This is a genomic window from Arenibacter troitsensis, assembly GCF_900177645.1.
Lineage (GTDB): Bacteria > Bacteroidota > Bacteroidia > Flavobacteriales > Flavobacteriaceae > Arenibacter > Arenibacter troitsensis.
In genome coordinates, this window is sequence record NZ_FXAO01000001.1 from 265,523 (window position 1) to 281,502 (window position 15,980).

General features: G+C 40.7%; 10 protein-coding genes and 2 tRNA genes. 4 read left to right on the top strand and 8 right to left on the bottom strand.

All coding sequences use genetic code 11. The features are described from left to right. Positions 1–147 precede the first annotated feature (147 nt). The 4 genes from fabD to B9Y87_RS01070 all read left to right on the top strand — a co-directional run bounded on the left by fabD (position 148) and on the right by B9Y87_RS01070 (position 8,003). Positions 148–1,032, top strand: a complete 885-nt coding sequence (gene fabD, locus B9Y87_RS01055) for an ACP S-malonyltransferase (RefSeq protein ID WP_085495351.1) — start codon at positions 148–150, stop codon at positions 1,030–1,032. Between the two features lie 155 nt (positions 1,033–1,187). Continuing rightward, entirely contained in the window at positions 1,188–5,057 is a 3,870-nt protein-coding gene (locus B9Y87_RS01060; protein ID WP_085495353.1) for a T9SS type B sorting domain-containing protein, read from the top strand. 8 nt (positions 5,058–5,065) lie between these two features. Continuing rightward, positions 5,066–6,058: a PorP/SprF family type IX secretion system membrane protein gene (locus B9Y87_RS01065; RefSeq protein ID WP_085495355.1), complete on the top strand. Its 993-nt coding sequence runs from the start codon at positions 5,066–5,068 to the stop codon at positions 6,056–6,058. Positions 6,059–6,071: 13 nt separating this feature from the next. Beyond that, positions 6,072–8,003, top strand: coding sequence for an OmpA family protein (locus B9Y87_RS01070; RefSeq protein WP_085495358.1), 1,932 nt, complete (start codon positions 6,072–6,074; stop codon positions 8,001–8,003). A gap of 68 nt (positions 8,004–8,071) precedes the next feature. Here B9Y87_RS01070 and B9Y87_RS01075 read toward each other — a convergent pair whose 3' ends face one another. From B9Y87_RS01075 to mutS, 8 genes are all read right to left on the bottom strand, one after another. Beyond that, positions 8,072–8,263 (bottom strand): hypothetical protein, encoded by a 192-nt coding sequence (locus tag B9Y87_RS01075; RefSeq protein ID WP_085496579.1) that lies wholly within the window; start codon positions 8,261–8,263, stop codon positions 8,072–8,074. 139 nt (positions 8,264–8,402) lie between these two features. Further along, positions 8,403–9,662 (bottom strand): NRAMP family divalent metal transporter, encoded by a 1,260-nt coding sequence (locus tag B9Y87_RS01080; RefSeq protein ID WP_317045101.1) that lies wholly within the window; start codon positions 9,660–9,662, stop codon positions 8,403–8,405. A gap of 23 nt (positions 9,663–9,685) precedes the next feature. After that, the gene (locus B9Y87_RS01085) at positions 9,686–10,321 is read right to left on the bottom strand and encodes a SanA/YdcF family protein (RefSeq protein WP_085495360.1); all 636 of its coding nucleotides are present in this window, start codon (positions 10,319–10,321) and stop codon (positions 9,686–9,688) included. A gap of 173 nt (positions 10,322–10,494) precedes the next feature. Next, positions 10,495–10,950 carry a hypothetical protein gene (locus tag B9Y87_RS01090; protein ID WP_139827111.1) on the bottom strand — a complete coding sequence of 152 codons (456 nt, stop codon included), beginning with the start codon at positions 10,948–10,950 and terminating at the stop codon, positions 10,495–10,497. A 536-nt stretch (positions 10,951–11,486) separates the two neighbouring features. Continuing rightward, positions 11,487–12,338: a 3-keto-disaccharide hydrolase gene (locus B9Y87_RS01095; RefSeq protein ID WP_085495365.1), complete on the bottom strand. Its 852-nt coding sequence runs from the start codon at positions 12,336–12,338 to the stop codon at positions 11,487–11,489. Between the two features lie 589 nt (positions 12,339–12,927). Beyond that, a tRNA-Leu gene (locus B9Y87_RS01100) sits at positions 12,928–13,011 on the bottom strand. Between the two features lie 31 nt (positions 13,012–13,042). Further along, positions 13,043–13,118: transfer RNA gene (locus B9Y87_RS01105), tRNA-Gly, on the bottom strand. Between the two features lie 167 nt (positions 13,119–13,285). Continuing rightward, the gene (mutS, locus tag B9Y87_RS01110) at positions 13,286–15,862 is read right to left on the bottom strand and encodes a DNA mismatch repair protein MutS (protein WP_085496583.1); all 2,577 of its coding nucleotides are present in this window, start codon (positions 15,860–15,862) and stop codon (positions 13,286–13,288) included. Positions 15,863–15,980: the final 118 nt, after the last annotated feature.

A 15,980-nucleotide genomic window follows, 5' to 3' on the forward strand; every position in this document is an offset into this window, starting at 1 on the left:
GAGCGTAGATCGTGTTATTGTTGAGTTTGAAAAACGGAATGGATTATTGGCGAATTCAAATGGGCACTAAATCCTGGAATCGGAGGTAAACACCTGATTAATTAATCTTATTTTTGCACAGATAATAAATAGAATAAAAATAAACAGATGAAAGCATATATTTTTCCAGGACAGGGAGCACAATTTGTAGGAATGGGATTGGATCTTTATGAAAAGTACCCTTTGGCCCAAAAAATGTTTGAGACCGCCAATGAAATTTTAGGATTCTCCATTACCGATCTTATGTTCGAAGGTACTGCTGAGGACTTAAAGGAAACCAAGGTAACCCAGCCAGCTATTTTTTTGCATTCGGTAATCATGAGCAAGGTTATGGGCGATAGCTTTATACCGGATATGGTGGCAGGGCATTCCTTGGGCGAATTTTCTGCCTTGGTGGCCAATGGAGCCTTGGATTTTGAAGATGGATTGCAATTGGTGTTTAAAAGGGCTTTGGCCATGCAAAAGGCCTGTGAAATACAACCGAGCACTATGGCGGCGGTTCTGGGATTGGATGATGCCCTTGTGGAAAAAATATGTGCAGAGGTTCCGGGTATTGTAGTACCTGCCAATTACAACTGCCCTGGACAACTGGTCATTTCCGGGGAAGTGGAGGCCATAAATACCGCCTGTGAAAAGTTGAAGGAAGCCGGTGCCCGTAGAGCGTTAGTCTTACCGGTAGGCGGAGCGTTTCACTCGCCCTTAATGGAGCCTGCAAGGGAAGAGTTGGCTGCGGCCATAGAAAACACTGTTTTTAATACGCCAAGCTGTGCTATTTACCAAAATGTACCTACTACAGCGGTTAAGGATCCAGAGGCTATAAAAGCAAATTTAATAGCCCAATTAACGGCTCCTGTAAAGTGGACCCAAAGTGTACAACAAATGGTAGCTGATGGAGCAACCTTGTTCACGGAAGTAGGTCCGGGGAAGGTACTTCAGGGATTGGTTAAAAAAATTCATCCTACTGCCGAAACCATGTCTGCGGAGCTTTCTTAAATGGCCTAGCATTAGTTTTTTGCCGTTTATCTGATAAATTTATATTTAAGCCTTATTCTTAGGCTTATGGGCTATTTTTTCTTAATATTGATTCCCTATTTTGGGGATACGGCTAGACCGTTCCCTATTTGAATCTTAGAATGAAATAACCGGTTATGAAAATAAATGCCCTATATAAAATACTTTCCAATTTTTTGGATGCTGGAAGACTTAGGTCTTTGTTGTTTATAGGAACCCTTTTATTATTTGCACTTAATGGTTATGCGCAATTGCCTACTATTTCCATAGCAAATAACAATAACGGTTTGGAAGGTGGTATAATCCCAGGAAGCTTTACAGTCTCGGTAGAGCCAGATTTTTCGTTAGGATTGGGCAGCGTGGATGTCAATTATGCAGTTTTGGTCTCAAGTACGGCGACTGCTGGGTCTGACTACACTATTTTGACAGGGCCTGTTACAGTGTTTTATTCTAGTTTAGGAGGTTCCGCAAATATTTCCGTGGATGTGATTGATGATTTTGTTGATGAGGTTGATGAAACTGTTAATGTGGTCATTCTAGATGATGCTTTAAATTATGTTACTGGGAGTCCTTCCTCGGCCACTGTGACCATTGTAGACAACGATGAGGTCGGTGTTACGGTATCTACGATCAGTGGTAATACTACTGAGGCTAGTGGTACTGCATTCTTTACTATGGTCCTGAACAGCGAGCCCACCGCAAATGTAACCATACCTCTTAGTAGTAATGATACCTCGGAAGGGATACTTGCGGTCCCAAATGTGGTTTTCACGCCAGGTAACTGGAACGTAGCTCAGACGGTGACGGTGACCGGGGTAGACGATGCCCTGGTGGACGGGGACATAGCCTATACGATAATTACAGGTAATGTGACCTCAGCGGATGCTGGCTACAATGCACTTACGGCTGCTAATGTTGCGGACGTTGCTGTGACCAATACGGACAACGATGTGGTTGGGGTAACGGTATCCACGATCAGTGGCAATACGACTGAGGCTGGGGGTACGGCGAGCTTCACGGTGGTTCTCAACAGCGAGCCCACCGCAAATGTAACCATACCTCTTAGTAGTAATGATACCTCAGAAGGGATACTTGCGGTCCCAAATGTGGTTTTCACGCCAGGTAACTGGAACGTAGCTCAGACGGTGACGGTGACCGGGGTAGACGATGCCCTGGTGGACGGGGACATAGCCTATACGATAATTACAGGTAATGTGACCTCAGCGGATGCTGGCTACAATGCACTTACGGCTGCTAATGTTGCGGACGTTGCTGTGACCAATACGGACAACGATGCCGTCGGTGTTACGGTATCTGCGATCAGCGGCAATACCACGGAGGCGGGCGGCACAGCGACCTTTACATTGGTTTTGGATAGTCAACCCACGGCAAACGTGACCATACCCCTTAGCAGTAGCAATACTGCTGAAGGGACGATATCGGTTCCAAATGTGGTTTTCACGCCAGGTAACTGGAACGTAGCTCAGACGGTGACGGTGACCGGGATTGACGATATGGTCGCTGACGGTAATGTTGCCTACACCATTGTTACGGGGAATGTAACCTCTGCGGATACGAGCTATAATGCGCTTACGGATGCCAATGTTGGGGATGTTGCGGTGACCAATATAGACAATGACGCTGTTGGGGTAACGGTATCAGCGATCAGTGGAAATACTACGGAAGCAGGGGGCACAGCTACCTTTACGTTGGTTCTGGATAGCCAGCCCACAGGGAATGTAACTATACCCTTGACCAGCAATAATACTGCGGAGGGTACACTTGCGGTATCCACTGTGGTCTTCACACCAGGTAACTGGAACGTTGCACAAACGGTGACGGTCACAGGAGTAGATGATATTGTGGTGGATGGCGACATTTCCTATGCTATTGTGACGGGCAATGTTACTTCTTCAGACACTGGCTATGACGCACTAAACGCTGGAAGCGTTGCGGATGTTTCAGTAGTTAATATTGACGATGATACTGCTGGTATTTCCATAAGTGATGTAACCGTAAATGAAGGGGACGGAACGGCAACTTTTACGGTAATTTTAAATAGAGGTGTACTATTCGGCACTTCGGTGAAATACGAAACCGCCAATAATACGGCCTCAGCGGGATCTGATTATGTTAGCAAATCGGGCACCCTTTCTTTTTTGGGCTTAAATGGGGAAACGAAGACTGTTGTAATTGATATTTTGGAGGATGTTATTGCAGAAGGCACGGAATCCTTTTATGTAAACCTTTCCAATGCTACTGGATTTGCCCAAATAGCAAAGGCACAGGGAGTAGGAACTATAGCGGATAATGATAATTGTATTGAAGCTCCATTAATTAACGATACATCAACTATATTTTGTGAGGCCTTTACCCAAGATTTGGATGCTTATACGGACACTACCATTCCTACTGGCTTTGAATTGGTATGGAGCAGTAATAGTGATTTTTCGGTTACCGGCGCTAGGTTGAACACTAGCATAATAGATTTTGAGGCTACCTTTTATGGCTTTTTGTATAATGAAGGTACGGGCTGTGTAAGTCCGCCTTTGGAAGTGACCCTTGTCCGGAATGAACCCCCAGAAATTTTAAGTGCCACCCCAGCAACGATTTGCGGACCAGGTATTGCTACAATTAGTGCCACAGTTAGTGCTGGGGGTAGTTTGTTCTGGTACGATTCGGAATCGGGTGGGGATTCGTTGCAAGAGGGCAGTAGCTTTTCTGTCAGCGTTAATGCAACTACTACCTATTACGCAGAGGCTTTTGCCAATGGTTGTTTCTCGGAGCGTGAAGCGGTTACAGTAACAGTCAATGATTTGGTAGATCCTGGTACAACAACAGCTACTTCGGCCTGTAGTATAACCGGAGGTGGAGCAGCAACAACCATTGATTTGGATACTACTAGATCGGGAGGAGATTCTGGAGTATGGTCCATTGTGGGTACTCCTCCAAGTAGCGTCACTATTGGTGCGGACAATATTGTTGATTTTGAAGGGGCAGCTGATGGAGATTATATCTTTAGGTTTACTACGAATACAGCTGCTTCCCCTTGTGTAGATGAAAGCGTGGATGTTACCATTAGCGTAACTACTTGTACCAATGATAGCGATGGCGACGGTTTAATAGATAGGGATGAAACTGCTTTGGGCTTGGAGATCGACAATGAGGATACGGATGGTGACGGCATTAATGATGGGGATGAAGTAGGGCCTGATGTAAGTAACCCTATTGACACCGATGGTGACGGAATAATAGATGCCTTGGATTCCAATATCTTGGATTCGGACAATGACAGTGTTGTTGACCAGCTGGATCCCGCCAATGATAACCCTTGTATACCAAATATCTCGGCAGCTTGTCAGATAGACCTCGCCCTAGAGAAAACGGTGGATAAGGAAAGTGTTTTGGTGGGAAGGGAAGTTATATTTACTATAACACTGACCAACCTAAGTCAGATCATGGTGACCAATATAGCAGTGAACGATCTTGTAAGTCCTGCAACTGGGTTCCAGTATGTAAGTAGTTCTGCTTCTAAGGGGATATATGATGAAATTGCCGGGGTATGGCAATTGGAGGAGCTATTGGCTGAAGAGGTGGTAACCCTGACCATTATCGCCGAGGTACCCGATGTAGGTACCTATCAGAATATCGCAGCTATAGTGGACTCCTTCCCCGAAGATAGCAATGCCGCCAATGATAGTGCAACGGCTACGGTAACCGTGACGCCTCGGTCATCGAGCGAATGCGGATTCCTGTTCAATCAGATATCACCTAATGGGGACGAATATAATGATGCGGTGGTCATAAATTGTATAGAACAATATCCTAACAACACCCTTCAAATATTTGATCGCTATGGCAATGAGGTATTCACGGCCAGCGGTTATGACAACACTTGGGAGGGGACAGGGAAAAATGGAGATTTGCCAAAGGGGACCTACTTTTATATCTTGGATCTAGGTGACGGCACGGAAGTGCGAAAAGGTTGGATCCAAATCATAAGATAATATAGATTATGAATTTAAGAATATACAGAATAGGGTATAGAGATCTTTTATTGTTTTGTAGCTTACTGTTATTTTCTGTAACCGTACTTTTCGGACAGAAAGAACCCCAGTATACCCAATATATGTACAATATTGGTAGCTTTAACCCGGCTTACGTGGGTACTGTGGAGACTCCGGATATTACCGGTCTGTACCGTGTGCAATGGTCTGGAATCCCGGGAGCGCCACGAACCCTGCGGTTTGGGGTAAACCTACCTTTTGCGAATGAAAAAAATGGTTTGGGATTTAATGTAGTTAGTGATCAATTGGGGCCTACTTCCCAAACGTACATAGATGTTGCCTATTCATTCCAAGTTAAATTAACAGAAGAAACTAGGCTGTCCTTTGGCGTGGATGCAGGTGGCTCTTTGTTGGATGTGGATTATACCAAAGGTGATTTTGAAGATGAAAATGAGCCCTTGTTGAATAATGCGGATACCTTTAATAAATTTTATCCTACTGTAGGTGCTGGTATATTTATGTATCAGGAAAACTGGTACGTAGGATTGTCCGTTCCCAACTTTTTAACCTCTGGCTTGTATGCGGATGAAGTGGCCAATATTGTAGAGGACAAGATGCAGTTTAATTTTATAGGGGGATATGTTTTTGATTTTTCCGAAGGCCTAAAATTTAAACCGGCCTTCTTAATGAACTATTTAAATGGATCTCCTTTAAACCTGAATTTATCTGCAAATTTTTTAATTAGCGATGTCGTAACTTTAGGGGCATCCTATAGATTGGATAACGCTATAAGCGGTTTGGCCGGATTGCAGGTTTCCAATAGTCTATTTCTAGGGTATTCCTATGATTATAATACCAATGGACTGGGAGAATATAGTCAGGGTTCCCATGAGGTAATATTGAAGTTCTACTTAGGAAGGGCTGATAGCAAAGTTAAAAAGGAGCGTACTAGAGATCAAAAAGGGAAACCAAAACAAATAGATACCCCTAGGTTTTTCTAAAATTAATATGAACATGAAGTTTAAATTAACAGTTGTATTTTTTATCCTTTTTTGGTCCTTTGGATTTGCCCAACAAAAAAAATCCAAAGGGGATATTCTGTTTTTTGAGTATTCCTACAATGAGGCTATTTTAGAATATCAAAAGGAATTAAGGGACGGGGTACTCAGTAATAAACAATATTTGAATCTGGCAGATTCCTATATGAAGATTGGCAATTTTAAGAAGGCCTCGGAAATTTATGTGAATATTTTTCAGAAAGACACTACTATGTCTTCTTTCCATTTTAATAAAATGCTACAATCGTTGTCCAAGACTTCTGAAATTGAAAAGGTTAGGGCTTATTTGTCAACAAAAAAGGGCGATTTGTCCTCTGAATTATTGGAAAATGCGGATTTTAACTATCAGTTGATCGCAACCAACAGTAATGAAGAGTTGAATTTTAAGATATTCAATATTAGTGGAAACAGTCCACAGGCCGACTTTTCCCCTTCATTTTATAAGGATAAGCTATTGTTTTCAAGTAGTAGGCCCGATGGTACCAAGAGGATTTATAATCCTTCTGGTGAATCGTATCTCAATATTTACGAGGCCAACATTGAGGCCCAAGGAGACATAAAAAGGCCACAAGCTTTTAAAGGAATATCCAATACAAATTTTCATCGTGCAACGCCTTATTATTCAGAAGAGCTTAATAATATATTTTATGTACTTTCCAATGCCGATGGGGAGGTTTTGCAATTTAGTGAAAGTGGAAAAAACACTTTGGCCTTGGGGAGGATTGATGAAAGTGGGGCATTTCAATTCATATTAAGGGATTTAAATACTTCTTTTTATTATCCTTTTTACGAAGCCAGTACTGGAAGATTATTTTTTGCGGCCAATTTTGAAGACGGTTATGGCGGCACTGATATTTATTATGTGTATACCAATAATGGGCTTATTATGTCTGCTCCGGTAAATCTGGGTCCAAGAATTAATACCCCGGGTAATGAAATAGCACCCTTTATTTTTGAAAACAGCCTTTATTTTTCGTCGGATATCTTTTATGGGCTGGGAGGAATGGATATCTATAAGTCTAATATGAATACCGACAACAGTTTTAGTATTCCCATAAATCTTGGTGAGGGAATTAATTCTTCCAAGGACGATTTTGGATTTATTATAAGGAATAATGACACTAATGGGCTGTTGGGTTATTTTTCATCGAATAGGGATGGTGGTAAGGGCAATGACGATATTTATGGTTTTAATGTTAAGGATAAGCCGGGACTAAAAACTTTGGCCCTTAAAGGGACAGTGATTAATCTTACGTCAAATAATGGGATCGCCAAGGCTCAAGTGCGATTATTGGACAAGGATGGAGAGCTGGTCAAGGAAGTGTTTGCCAATGATAATGGTGATTATAGTGTAGAGATTCCGTTTCTAGATATCGTAACCATTGAATCCACTAAAGAAAAACATTCTACATTTTCCATAACTTATAAAGGCAACGAATTGGACGAAATCCAGAATAAAGCCTTTAACATGGGGATTAAATATTTGGATGACTTGGTGGAGGAGCAAGAAGACCAAACTGTTGTGAAATTGAAGAAGTTCTATTTTGATAAGGGAAAAAGCAATGTCAATTCTGAAATTGCCCAAGAATTGGATAAGGTTGTAGACCTGATCGAGAGATTTCCCCAATTACAGCTAAGGATAGAATCCCATACCGATAGTAGGGGCGGGGGAAGTTATAATTTTACCTTGTCACAAAAAAGATCGGATGCCATTAAGGATTATCTCTTACAACATGGCGTTCCGGAGGGCAATATACTCTATTCTGTGGGTTATGGAGAGGATAAGCTCCTAAACGGATGTAAGAATGGTGTTTTTTGTTTGGATATGTTGCACAACAAGAACGAAAGATCATTAATTGTGGTACTCAATTATGATCTCCTGTACTAAGGGTATTTTGTAATATTCTGAATTCTTTGCCTTAGGTTTTGTGGTATAGAGTAAAGGGCCATTGCAGGTTACCTTGCCAAATTGCACGCACTGCAGTCTTTGATTTCTCCGTAATAAGTTTCCCTGTATTTATGAAGAGTCCTAACGGGTATACCGAAAACCACTTCTTTTATATAGGTCACCCGGGTGTATAGGATTCCCATTTTGGAATTATAACGCTTTTCGTTCCTTGTATTTCTCTTTATCCGTATCAATTTCATAATTCTGCGCTTCTTCTTCATATTTTACAAAGATTAAAGATAGAATTGCCAAAAGCAAATTTTGGGTGTTAAGTCTTTATTGATCACTTGAAAATGACCTAGATCCCCTAATATTAATGCTGTTTACGGATGCTTTTTATTAAAAAAATAGCATCCAACAATAATAAATGGAAAAGAGGGCGAGAAATATTATACCGAGATAGGTTAATAGTTGCAGGTTTCTGTTGGGCCTGTCGTTCACAGGTATTTCACGGCTCATGACGTTCTTTAGATTCATATACCCTATTATGGGTGCCATTACAAAGGAAACAAAGGTGGCCAGGGCAACGAGAATCCCCATATTGGCAGAAAAGATACTTATGACCATAAAATTTATTACAGCTAGTAACAACACTCCTATAGTAAAGCCTTTATTTTTTATCACCTCCTTTTTAGGAAATAGTAAGCTCAAGATGTCCACGCTAACCCGGCTAAGGGCATCGTGCGCTGTAATACAGGTGCTGAACATGGTAGCAAACGCGGCTATTGCAATCAAAATATAAGCCCAGGAGCCAATATTAACAGTAAACAGTTGAACCAGTTGGTCTGCAAAAACTACTGCGCTATTACTCAATTCCGTGTTAGTGCCGTAGAGGGTAAACCAACCAATGATCATAAAAAAAATGGCCAAAATAGCTGTTGTAAAATAACCGAATTTAAACTCTTGGAGCGCCTCTTTTAGAGTAGGTTTTTGTTTGGAATTTTTAAATTTTTCAATGCTCCAGAGACTTATCCAACCGGAGGCCTCCACAGCTGTTGGCATCCATCCCATTAGTCCTATTAAAAATAGGATTCCCACTTCATTGAAGATTACCGGTGTTTCAAAGTTTTCTGCTTCAGGAACTTTTCCATTGGCAATTACCAAAATGGTAGTCACCAAAAGGGCCAAAAATAAAATGGATATCACATACTTGAGCGAGATTTCCAAAAATTTATAGCGTCCAATGATAAGTAGTAGGCAGATTAGTATAAAAAGTCCGCCAGCTACAACACTAACCGATGTATTGGTTAATTGAAAAAGATTTATTAGCAATCCGGAGGTAACTACATAGAGCGCGGCTAGAATAGTGAAGGTACTGAACAAGGTAATAATGGCATAGAAGATGAGATAAGCCTTGCCACGATTAAGATAGCCCTCTATAAGTGTTTTATTGGTAATATTGGTATACCGAACTCCGAATTCAAAAAAAGGATACTTCAAGATATTTGCCAATATTATGGGAAAGATCATTATCCACCCATATTGTGCTCCTGCCTTAGTGGATAACACTAAGTGGGAAGTTCCTATGGCCGTACTGGCAAAAAGCAGGCCAGGACCAAGGTTTTTAATCAGTTTTTGTATGGAAGCCACAATTGACATATCGGGAGTAAATATAGCTAAGTTTACTTGATTTCAATTTTGTCCCCAAAGAATTTTGGTTGGGTATTGAGTGTTAGATCAATAAACACCTTTACGCGGGCAAAATATTCCCTTATTTGAACTTTTAGGCCCTGATTTAATGAGATGCCATCTGCATTAAACCCTATGGCGTACAGGCCTTTTTTTTCAGCCAGATAGATGGCTCTTTCATTATGGAATTTTTGGGAAATAATGGTAACACTGTCCAATCCAAAAATATGCTTGGCCCTTACCATGGAATCCAAGGTTCGAAAGCCGGCATAATCCAAAAATATTTTTTCGCTAGGTATTCCTCCTTGGACAAGGTCTTTTTTGAAAACAGTGGGTTCATTGTAATATTGAGTACTATTATCTCCACTGACCAGTATATAGTCTATTTTTCCGGCTGTAAATAATTCCAAGGTCGCTTTAATTCTATTGGTGTAATAGGGGTTGGATCCCCCTCCCACCAATTTATTGGAAGTTCCAAGAACCAATCCTACCCTATTTTTGGGAATATTTTGAATGTTCCAATAGGTCCTGTTTTTAGTGGCCTTATTAATGATTTTGTTGCATGAAAACAATATGAGAGCTATGGCTAAAACCCCTAAAAGAACCGCAATGCCAATTTTCTTAATCATTCGTCAATATAATCAAAATAAAAAATGTAGTTCAGGTCTTATCCATGGCCTGAGCGTTTGCAGTATTGTGCAATCCTATTCAGGGCATTTGGCACTAATAGCCTTATATACACAAAAAAATAACCCCAACTCAAATTTGGTCGGGGTTGAACAATGAGTTTAAACTATTAAGTTTAATTGGCATTTGCACCAATATTGCCTTGAGTGATAATAATTTCCAGATGTTCCTCATTTTGGTGGATCTTAATGTGACCATCAAATTTTAAAAGTTGCTCATACGTAATTGGTGTTCCATCGTCCAAGGTAGTTATAATTGTGCTACTGGATTCACAATCGCAATCAATGGGTTCTAGGGTTATAGCAATTTCTCCACCCGTTGCCACATTGTTAAAATAAATAAACGCAGGATGCACGTCTGTGGAAGAACCGTTAATTTCCAATAGAACTGTAGTTGACCCATCTTCATTCTTTTTAAAGGTAACTTTGCCAGTAATTTTGGAATTGGTAACTGGGCTCAGGGTAAACACTTTAACGCTGGTTGAAGAAGAATCTGAAGAAGAGTCATCATTGTTGCAACCAGAAATAAGCAGAGAGATAGAAATTAGAAATAAATAAAAATATTTTTTCATTTTTTTGGAGGATTTATTAGCCAAATATTCCAAAATATTTAGGTCAATTATTTGTATTTACTTCCAAAGGCAAATAAAACCGATGAATTGTGCAAAAAAGTCTTTGGAAGGTAATTTTCTTGTTAAATCTATACCCGTATGTAAAACTTTTTGGTAGTGTAATTGATGTTATCCGACAGCTTTGTGACTAATATCGATTAGGCCACTTTTACCGCTGAAATCAGCGTTGAACAAACATAATATGTACCTAATTGACCTAAAATTAACCAGGTATAACTTTTTTATAAAGTAGGATCATATTTATTTCTTGGCCTTCTTATCCCTTTTTGCCGCTTTTTTTTCCTTGGCAGATAAAACGGGTTCCTTTTTTACGTTCTTCTTTGCATCTTGACTCTTTGCCATAGTAATTGTTTTTATCAAAGATAATGAATATGGGCACCGTTATTACCGAAGGAACCATATTTATATGATATGCCTGTTTGTTAAGGTGAGTGTATAATAAATGGTGGCAAGAGTGTATCTAAATGAAATAATAGTTAGTCTTGCAATGCCACGCGTTTTTGGGCCATAAGTTTCGCTATTGCCTTTTCTAATTTCTTAGGCTTGTCCGCATACTTTTCCAAATCAATAATTTCCACTTTTCTGAAGTCTACAGGGTGACTTTCGCTTTGTAAGGAAATGCTTCCGGACTTTAAGAATTTGCCTTGTTCCGATCCCTTTATGGGGTCCAACTGGGGTTTGGTATAACGCATAACTTCTTCTCCGTTTACATAATGGACTATTAAGGAGTCCCTTAGCACAAGAACTTCTACCCTTGTCCATTGGTCGCCATGGTAGGTTTTGGAGTTGGAATTGATGCAGTGTTGTTTTATAATCTTACCGTCTTGTTCAAAATGGGTGCCCGGGGTGCATAAATTGGCCGTAGAACGTTCATCCTTGCCATTTCCACCCAATAATTGCACTTCAATGGAATTTGGAAAATCCTGGTCTACGGTCATGCTTGCCGGATCTTGGCCATGAACCATTATACCACTGTTTCTATAGGCCCAACCTGGCCCTCCCTTAACTTGATCGCCAACAAATCTATATTCAACCCCAATCAAATAGGATGAAAACGGCTCCTTATAGAACAGATGTCCAAATTGCTCGTCAAAATTGGTATATTGATCATATCTCACCTGAATATTTCCATCGTTGACTTGAAAAGTATTACCGAAGTTTTCGTTTAATTTATGGTGCCTTATTTTTATTTGCCAGTCAGCTAAATCCTTGCCATTGAATAATTGTTTCCACTTAAGGTTTTTTTGTGCAGAACATTCTGTGGTGATCATACCTAGCCCAATGACGCAGAAAATAGTGATAAGTACTTTGTTGAATATGGCTTTCATAAAATGAATTATTGTTTGAAGGGTCTAAAATAGCATATTAATTTTATAGTGAAGTCTGAAAATATTGGGCATTTGTGTTTTATTTTTATAGGCCTTGGTATTCGGTAAGTTGGGTAAACGACCTAAACGCTCCGTTCGTTTTCGTTCCAACAATTTTGGCTCATCTTCTAAAACAAAAAAGCCCATGGAATAATTAACGCTGGATATAAGTATAGGTTTTTGTCCACGAGACGAGAATTACCTCACTTCGTTCGGTGAGTCTCGGTCGAACATGTTGAAATTGGAAAAGCCGGCACTATATGCCGCATTTATGTTTTGTCCGTTTTCGCCCAAATAAATTTGGCTCATCGTCCAAAACAAAAAAGCCCATGGCTTCCACTTTAGGATAATTAATATGGGGTTACGCGATATTACAGTGGTGGGAATTACCTCACTTCGTTCGGTGAGTCCCGTTCGAACATGTTGAAAGTGGAAAAGCCGGCACTATATGCCGCATTTTTGTTTTATCCGTTTTCGCCCAAATAAATTTGGCTCATCGTCTAAAACAAAAAAGCCCCGACCAAAAGGTCAGGGCTTTTCCACTTATCTGTACTCGAGGCGGGACTTGAACCCGCACGGACTAATGTCCATTGGATTTTAAGTCCAACGTGTCTACCAATTCCACCACTCGAGCCTAACTGCTCAGAGCAGTAGAGATTTTACAATGGAGCGAAAAACGGGATTCGAACCCGCGACCTCCACCTTGGCAAGGTGGCGCTCTACCAACTGAGCTATTTTCGCAGTTTATGTAATGAACGTTGCATCCTTTTCAGATGCGGGAGCAAATTTAATACAATTCTGTAAAAAGCAAAGAACTTTTCGCTAAAAAGAATCAAAATATTTATAATGTGCCCAAGGTGAATATTTTAGGTGGGAATTATGGGGATATTGGCCCTCCGCTACATCCCTTAAGCATTTTTCTTTTTGGTGAGCAAACGCTTAATTTCGTTGAGTTTCATTAAGGCTTCAACTGGTGTTAAGGTGTTGATGTCCAAATGGGTGATCTCCTCCTTGATCTGTTCCAATAATGGATCGTCCAAATTGAAAAAGCTTAGTTGCATTTCATTTTGGACCAATTGTAGTTTATCTGAAAGCTCTTCGCTAGAATGCGATTTTTCCAGTTTTTTGAGAATCTTGTTGGCCTTGTGGATCACCTGTTGTGGCATACCGGCCATTTTGGCCACGTGTATACCAAAACTGTGCTCGCTGCCACCAGGAGTGAGTTTTCGTAAAAAGAGCACATTGTCCTTTAGTTCCTTTACGGAGACATTGAAGTTCTTTATACGTGTAAATGTTGAGGTCATTTCATTGAGCTCATGATAGTGGGTGGCAAACAATGTTTTTGCCCTAGCGGGGTGTTCATGTAAATATTCCGAAATGGCCCAGGCAATGGAGATGCCGTCATATGTGCTGGTGCCCCTGCCTATTTCATCCAAAAGTACCAAACTGCGTTCAGAAAGGTTGTTTAGAATGGAGGCTGTTTCGTTCATTTCTACCATAAAGGTAGATTCTCCCATAGAGATATTGTCACTGGCACCGACCCGCGTAAATATTTTGTCCACATAACCAATTTTGGCAGCATCTGCAGGAACAAAACTTCCCATTTGGGCCAATAAAACAATAAGGGCCGTTTGTCTTAAGATGGCCGATTTACCACTCATGTTGGGACCGGTAATCATAATGATCTGTTGTTCGTCCCTATTTAAGGTAACATCATTGGCAATATACGCCTCTCCCAAAGGCAATTGCTTTTCAATGACGGGATGCCTGCCTCCAATGATGGATAGTTCGGTGGAATCGTCCATGTCCGGGGAAACATAATTGTTCTCCTTGGCCAATTGGGTAAAGCCACAGAGACAATCCAATTGCGCAATTTGAAAGGCATTGTTTTGTACCGGGGCTATGTATTCCTGCATCCAGACCACCAACTGTGAAAACAATTGTTGCTCCAAACTTAAAATACGCTCTTCCGCCCCCAATATTTTAGCTTCGTATTCCTTGAGCTCTTCGGTGATATAACGTTCGGCATTGACCAAGGTCTGCTTTCGGATCCAATCTTCCGGAACTTTATCCTTATGGGTGTTCCGCACTTCTATATAATAGCCAAAAACATTGTTGGAGTCAATTTTGAGGGAACTAATGCCCGTGCGTTGGGTTTCCCTCTCCAGCATTTTGTCCAGATAGTCCTTGCCGGAATAGGCCAGCCCCCTTAGTTCATCCAATTCTGCGGAATACCCCTTGGCAATGGTACTGCCTTTCAGCATATTTACTGGAGCCTCCTCGCTCACCATTTCTTTGATCTTGTTTCTCAACATATCACAGGTGTGCAATTGATCCCCAATGAGGTTCAAGGCTTCATTTTTACTTTTGGTGGTGATCTGTTTTATGGGGACAATGGCTTCCAAGGAATTTTTAAGCTGAACCACTTCCTTGGGATTTATTTTTCCCGTGGCCACTTTGGAAATCAATCTCTCCAGATCGCCTATCAATTTTATGCCGCTTTGCAATTTTTGGTGGGCCGTTTCGTTTTCGGTTAGGTGGGTAATTACCTGATGCCTTCTTCTTATTTTTTCGATATTCTTCAAAGGAAGTGCCAACCATCTTTTCAGCATTCTACCACCCATAGGGGAGATAGTCTTATCTATGACATCTAAAAGGGTAACCGCATTTTGATTGTTGGAATGGTAAAGTTCCAGGTTTCTTATCGTAAACCTATCCATCCAAATATGTTCCTCTTCCGCAATGCGCTGAAGGGTATTAATATGCTGTAATTGCCTATGCTGTGTGTCTGAAAGGTAATGTAGGACAACCCCTGCCGCTACTATACCATGGGCCAAATGGTCCACGCCAAAACCTTTTAGGCTTTTTGTTTTAAAATGATTGGTAAGTGTCTCCAGGGCATAATCATCCTGAAAAATCCAATCTTCTGTAAAAAAGGTATGGAAATTTTTGCCGAAGACCTCCAAAAATTCCTTTTTGTTGGCTTTTGACACCAATACTTCGTTCGGAGAGAAATTTTGGAGCAATTTATCTATCTGTTCCTCATTGCCTTCCGAAGTTAGAAATTCGCCTGTGGATATATCCACAAAGGATATTCCCAATCTTTTTCGTCCAAAATGAACTGCACATAAAAAATTGTTGGTCTTGGCCGAAAGGATGTCGTCGTTCATGGCTACACCTGGAGTAACCAGTTCCGTAACGCCCCTTTTAACTATGGTCTTGGTAAGCTTAGGGTCTTCCAGCTGATCGCATATGGCAACCCTTTGCCCTGCTTTTACCAGTTTTGGCAAATAAGTGTTTAGGGAATGGTGCGGAAAACCGGCAAGTTCTGTTCTGTCACCACCATTGTTCCGATGGGTAAGAATAATACCCAATATTTTTGAAGCCTTTACGGCATCTTCCCCAAAAGTCTCATAAAAATCCCCGACACGGAACAATAATAGGGCATCAGGATATTTCACCTTAATGGTATTATACTGTTTCATTAAAGGGGTTACCTTTTTTGTTTTTCCCGAGTCTGCCAAAAGCGATATTATTAACTTATTTTTGCATTCATTTCCTGAACAACGAATGTAAGGTTTATCTATTGGAATGTACACTATT

What these genes read in the sequence shown, in the direction of transcription:
- fabD (WP_085495351.1), top strand. Translation starts at nt 148, where the DNA reads ATGAAAGCATATATTTTTCCAGGACAGGGAGCACAATTTGTAGGAATG.
- mutS (WP_085496583.1), bottom strand. Translation starts at nt 15,862, where the DNA reads ATGAAACAGTATAATACCATTAAGGTGAAATATCCTGATGCCCTATTA.
- B9Y87_RS01080 (WP_317045101.1), bottom strand. Translation starts at nt 9,662, where the DNA reads ATGTCAATTGTGGCTTCCATACAAAAACTGATTAAAAACCTTGGTCCT.
- B9Y87_RS01090 (WP_139827111.1), bottom strand. Translation starts at nt 10,950, where the DNA reads ATGAAAAAATATTTTTATTTATTTCTAATTTCTATCTCTCTGCTTATT.
- B9Y87_RS01095 (WP_085495365.1), bottom strand. Translation starts at nt 12,338, where the DNA reads ATGAAAGCCATATTCAACAAAGTACTTATCACTATTTTCTGCGTCATT.
- B9Y87_RS01085 (WP_085495360.1), bottom strand. Translation starts at nt 10,321, where the DNA reads ATGATTAAGAAAATTGGCATTGCGGTTCTTTTAGGGGTTTTAGCCATA.
- B9Y87_RS01075 (WP_085496579.1), bottom strand. Translation starts at nt 8,263, where the DNA reads ATGAAATTGATACGGATAAAGAGAAATACAAGGAACGAAAAGCGTTAT.
- B9Y87_RS01070 (WP_085495358.1), top strand. Translation starts at nt 6,072, where the DNA reads ATGAAGTTTAAATTAACAGTTGTATTTTTTATCCTTTTTTGGTCCTTT.
- B9Y87_RS01060 (WP_085495353.1), top strand. Translation starts at nt 1,188, where the DNA reads ATGAAAATAAATGCCCTATATAAAATACTTTCCAATTTTTTGGATGCT.
- B9Y87_RS01065 (WP_085495355.1), top strand. Translation starts at nt 5,066, where the DNA reads ATGAATTTAAGAATATACAGAATAGGGTATAGAGATCTTTTATTGTTT.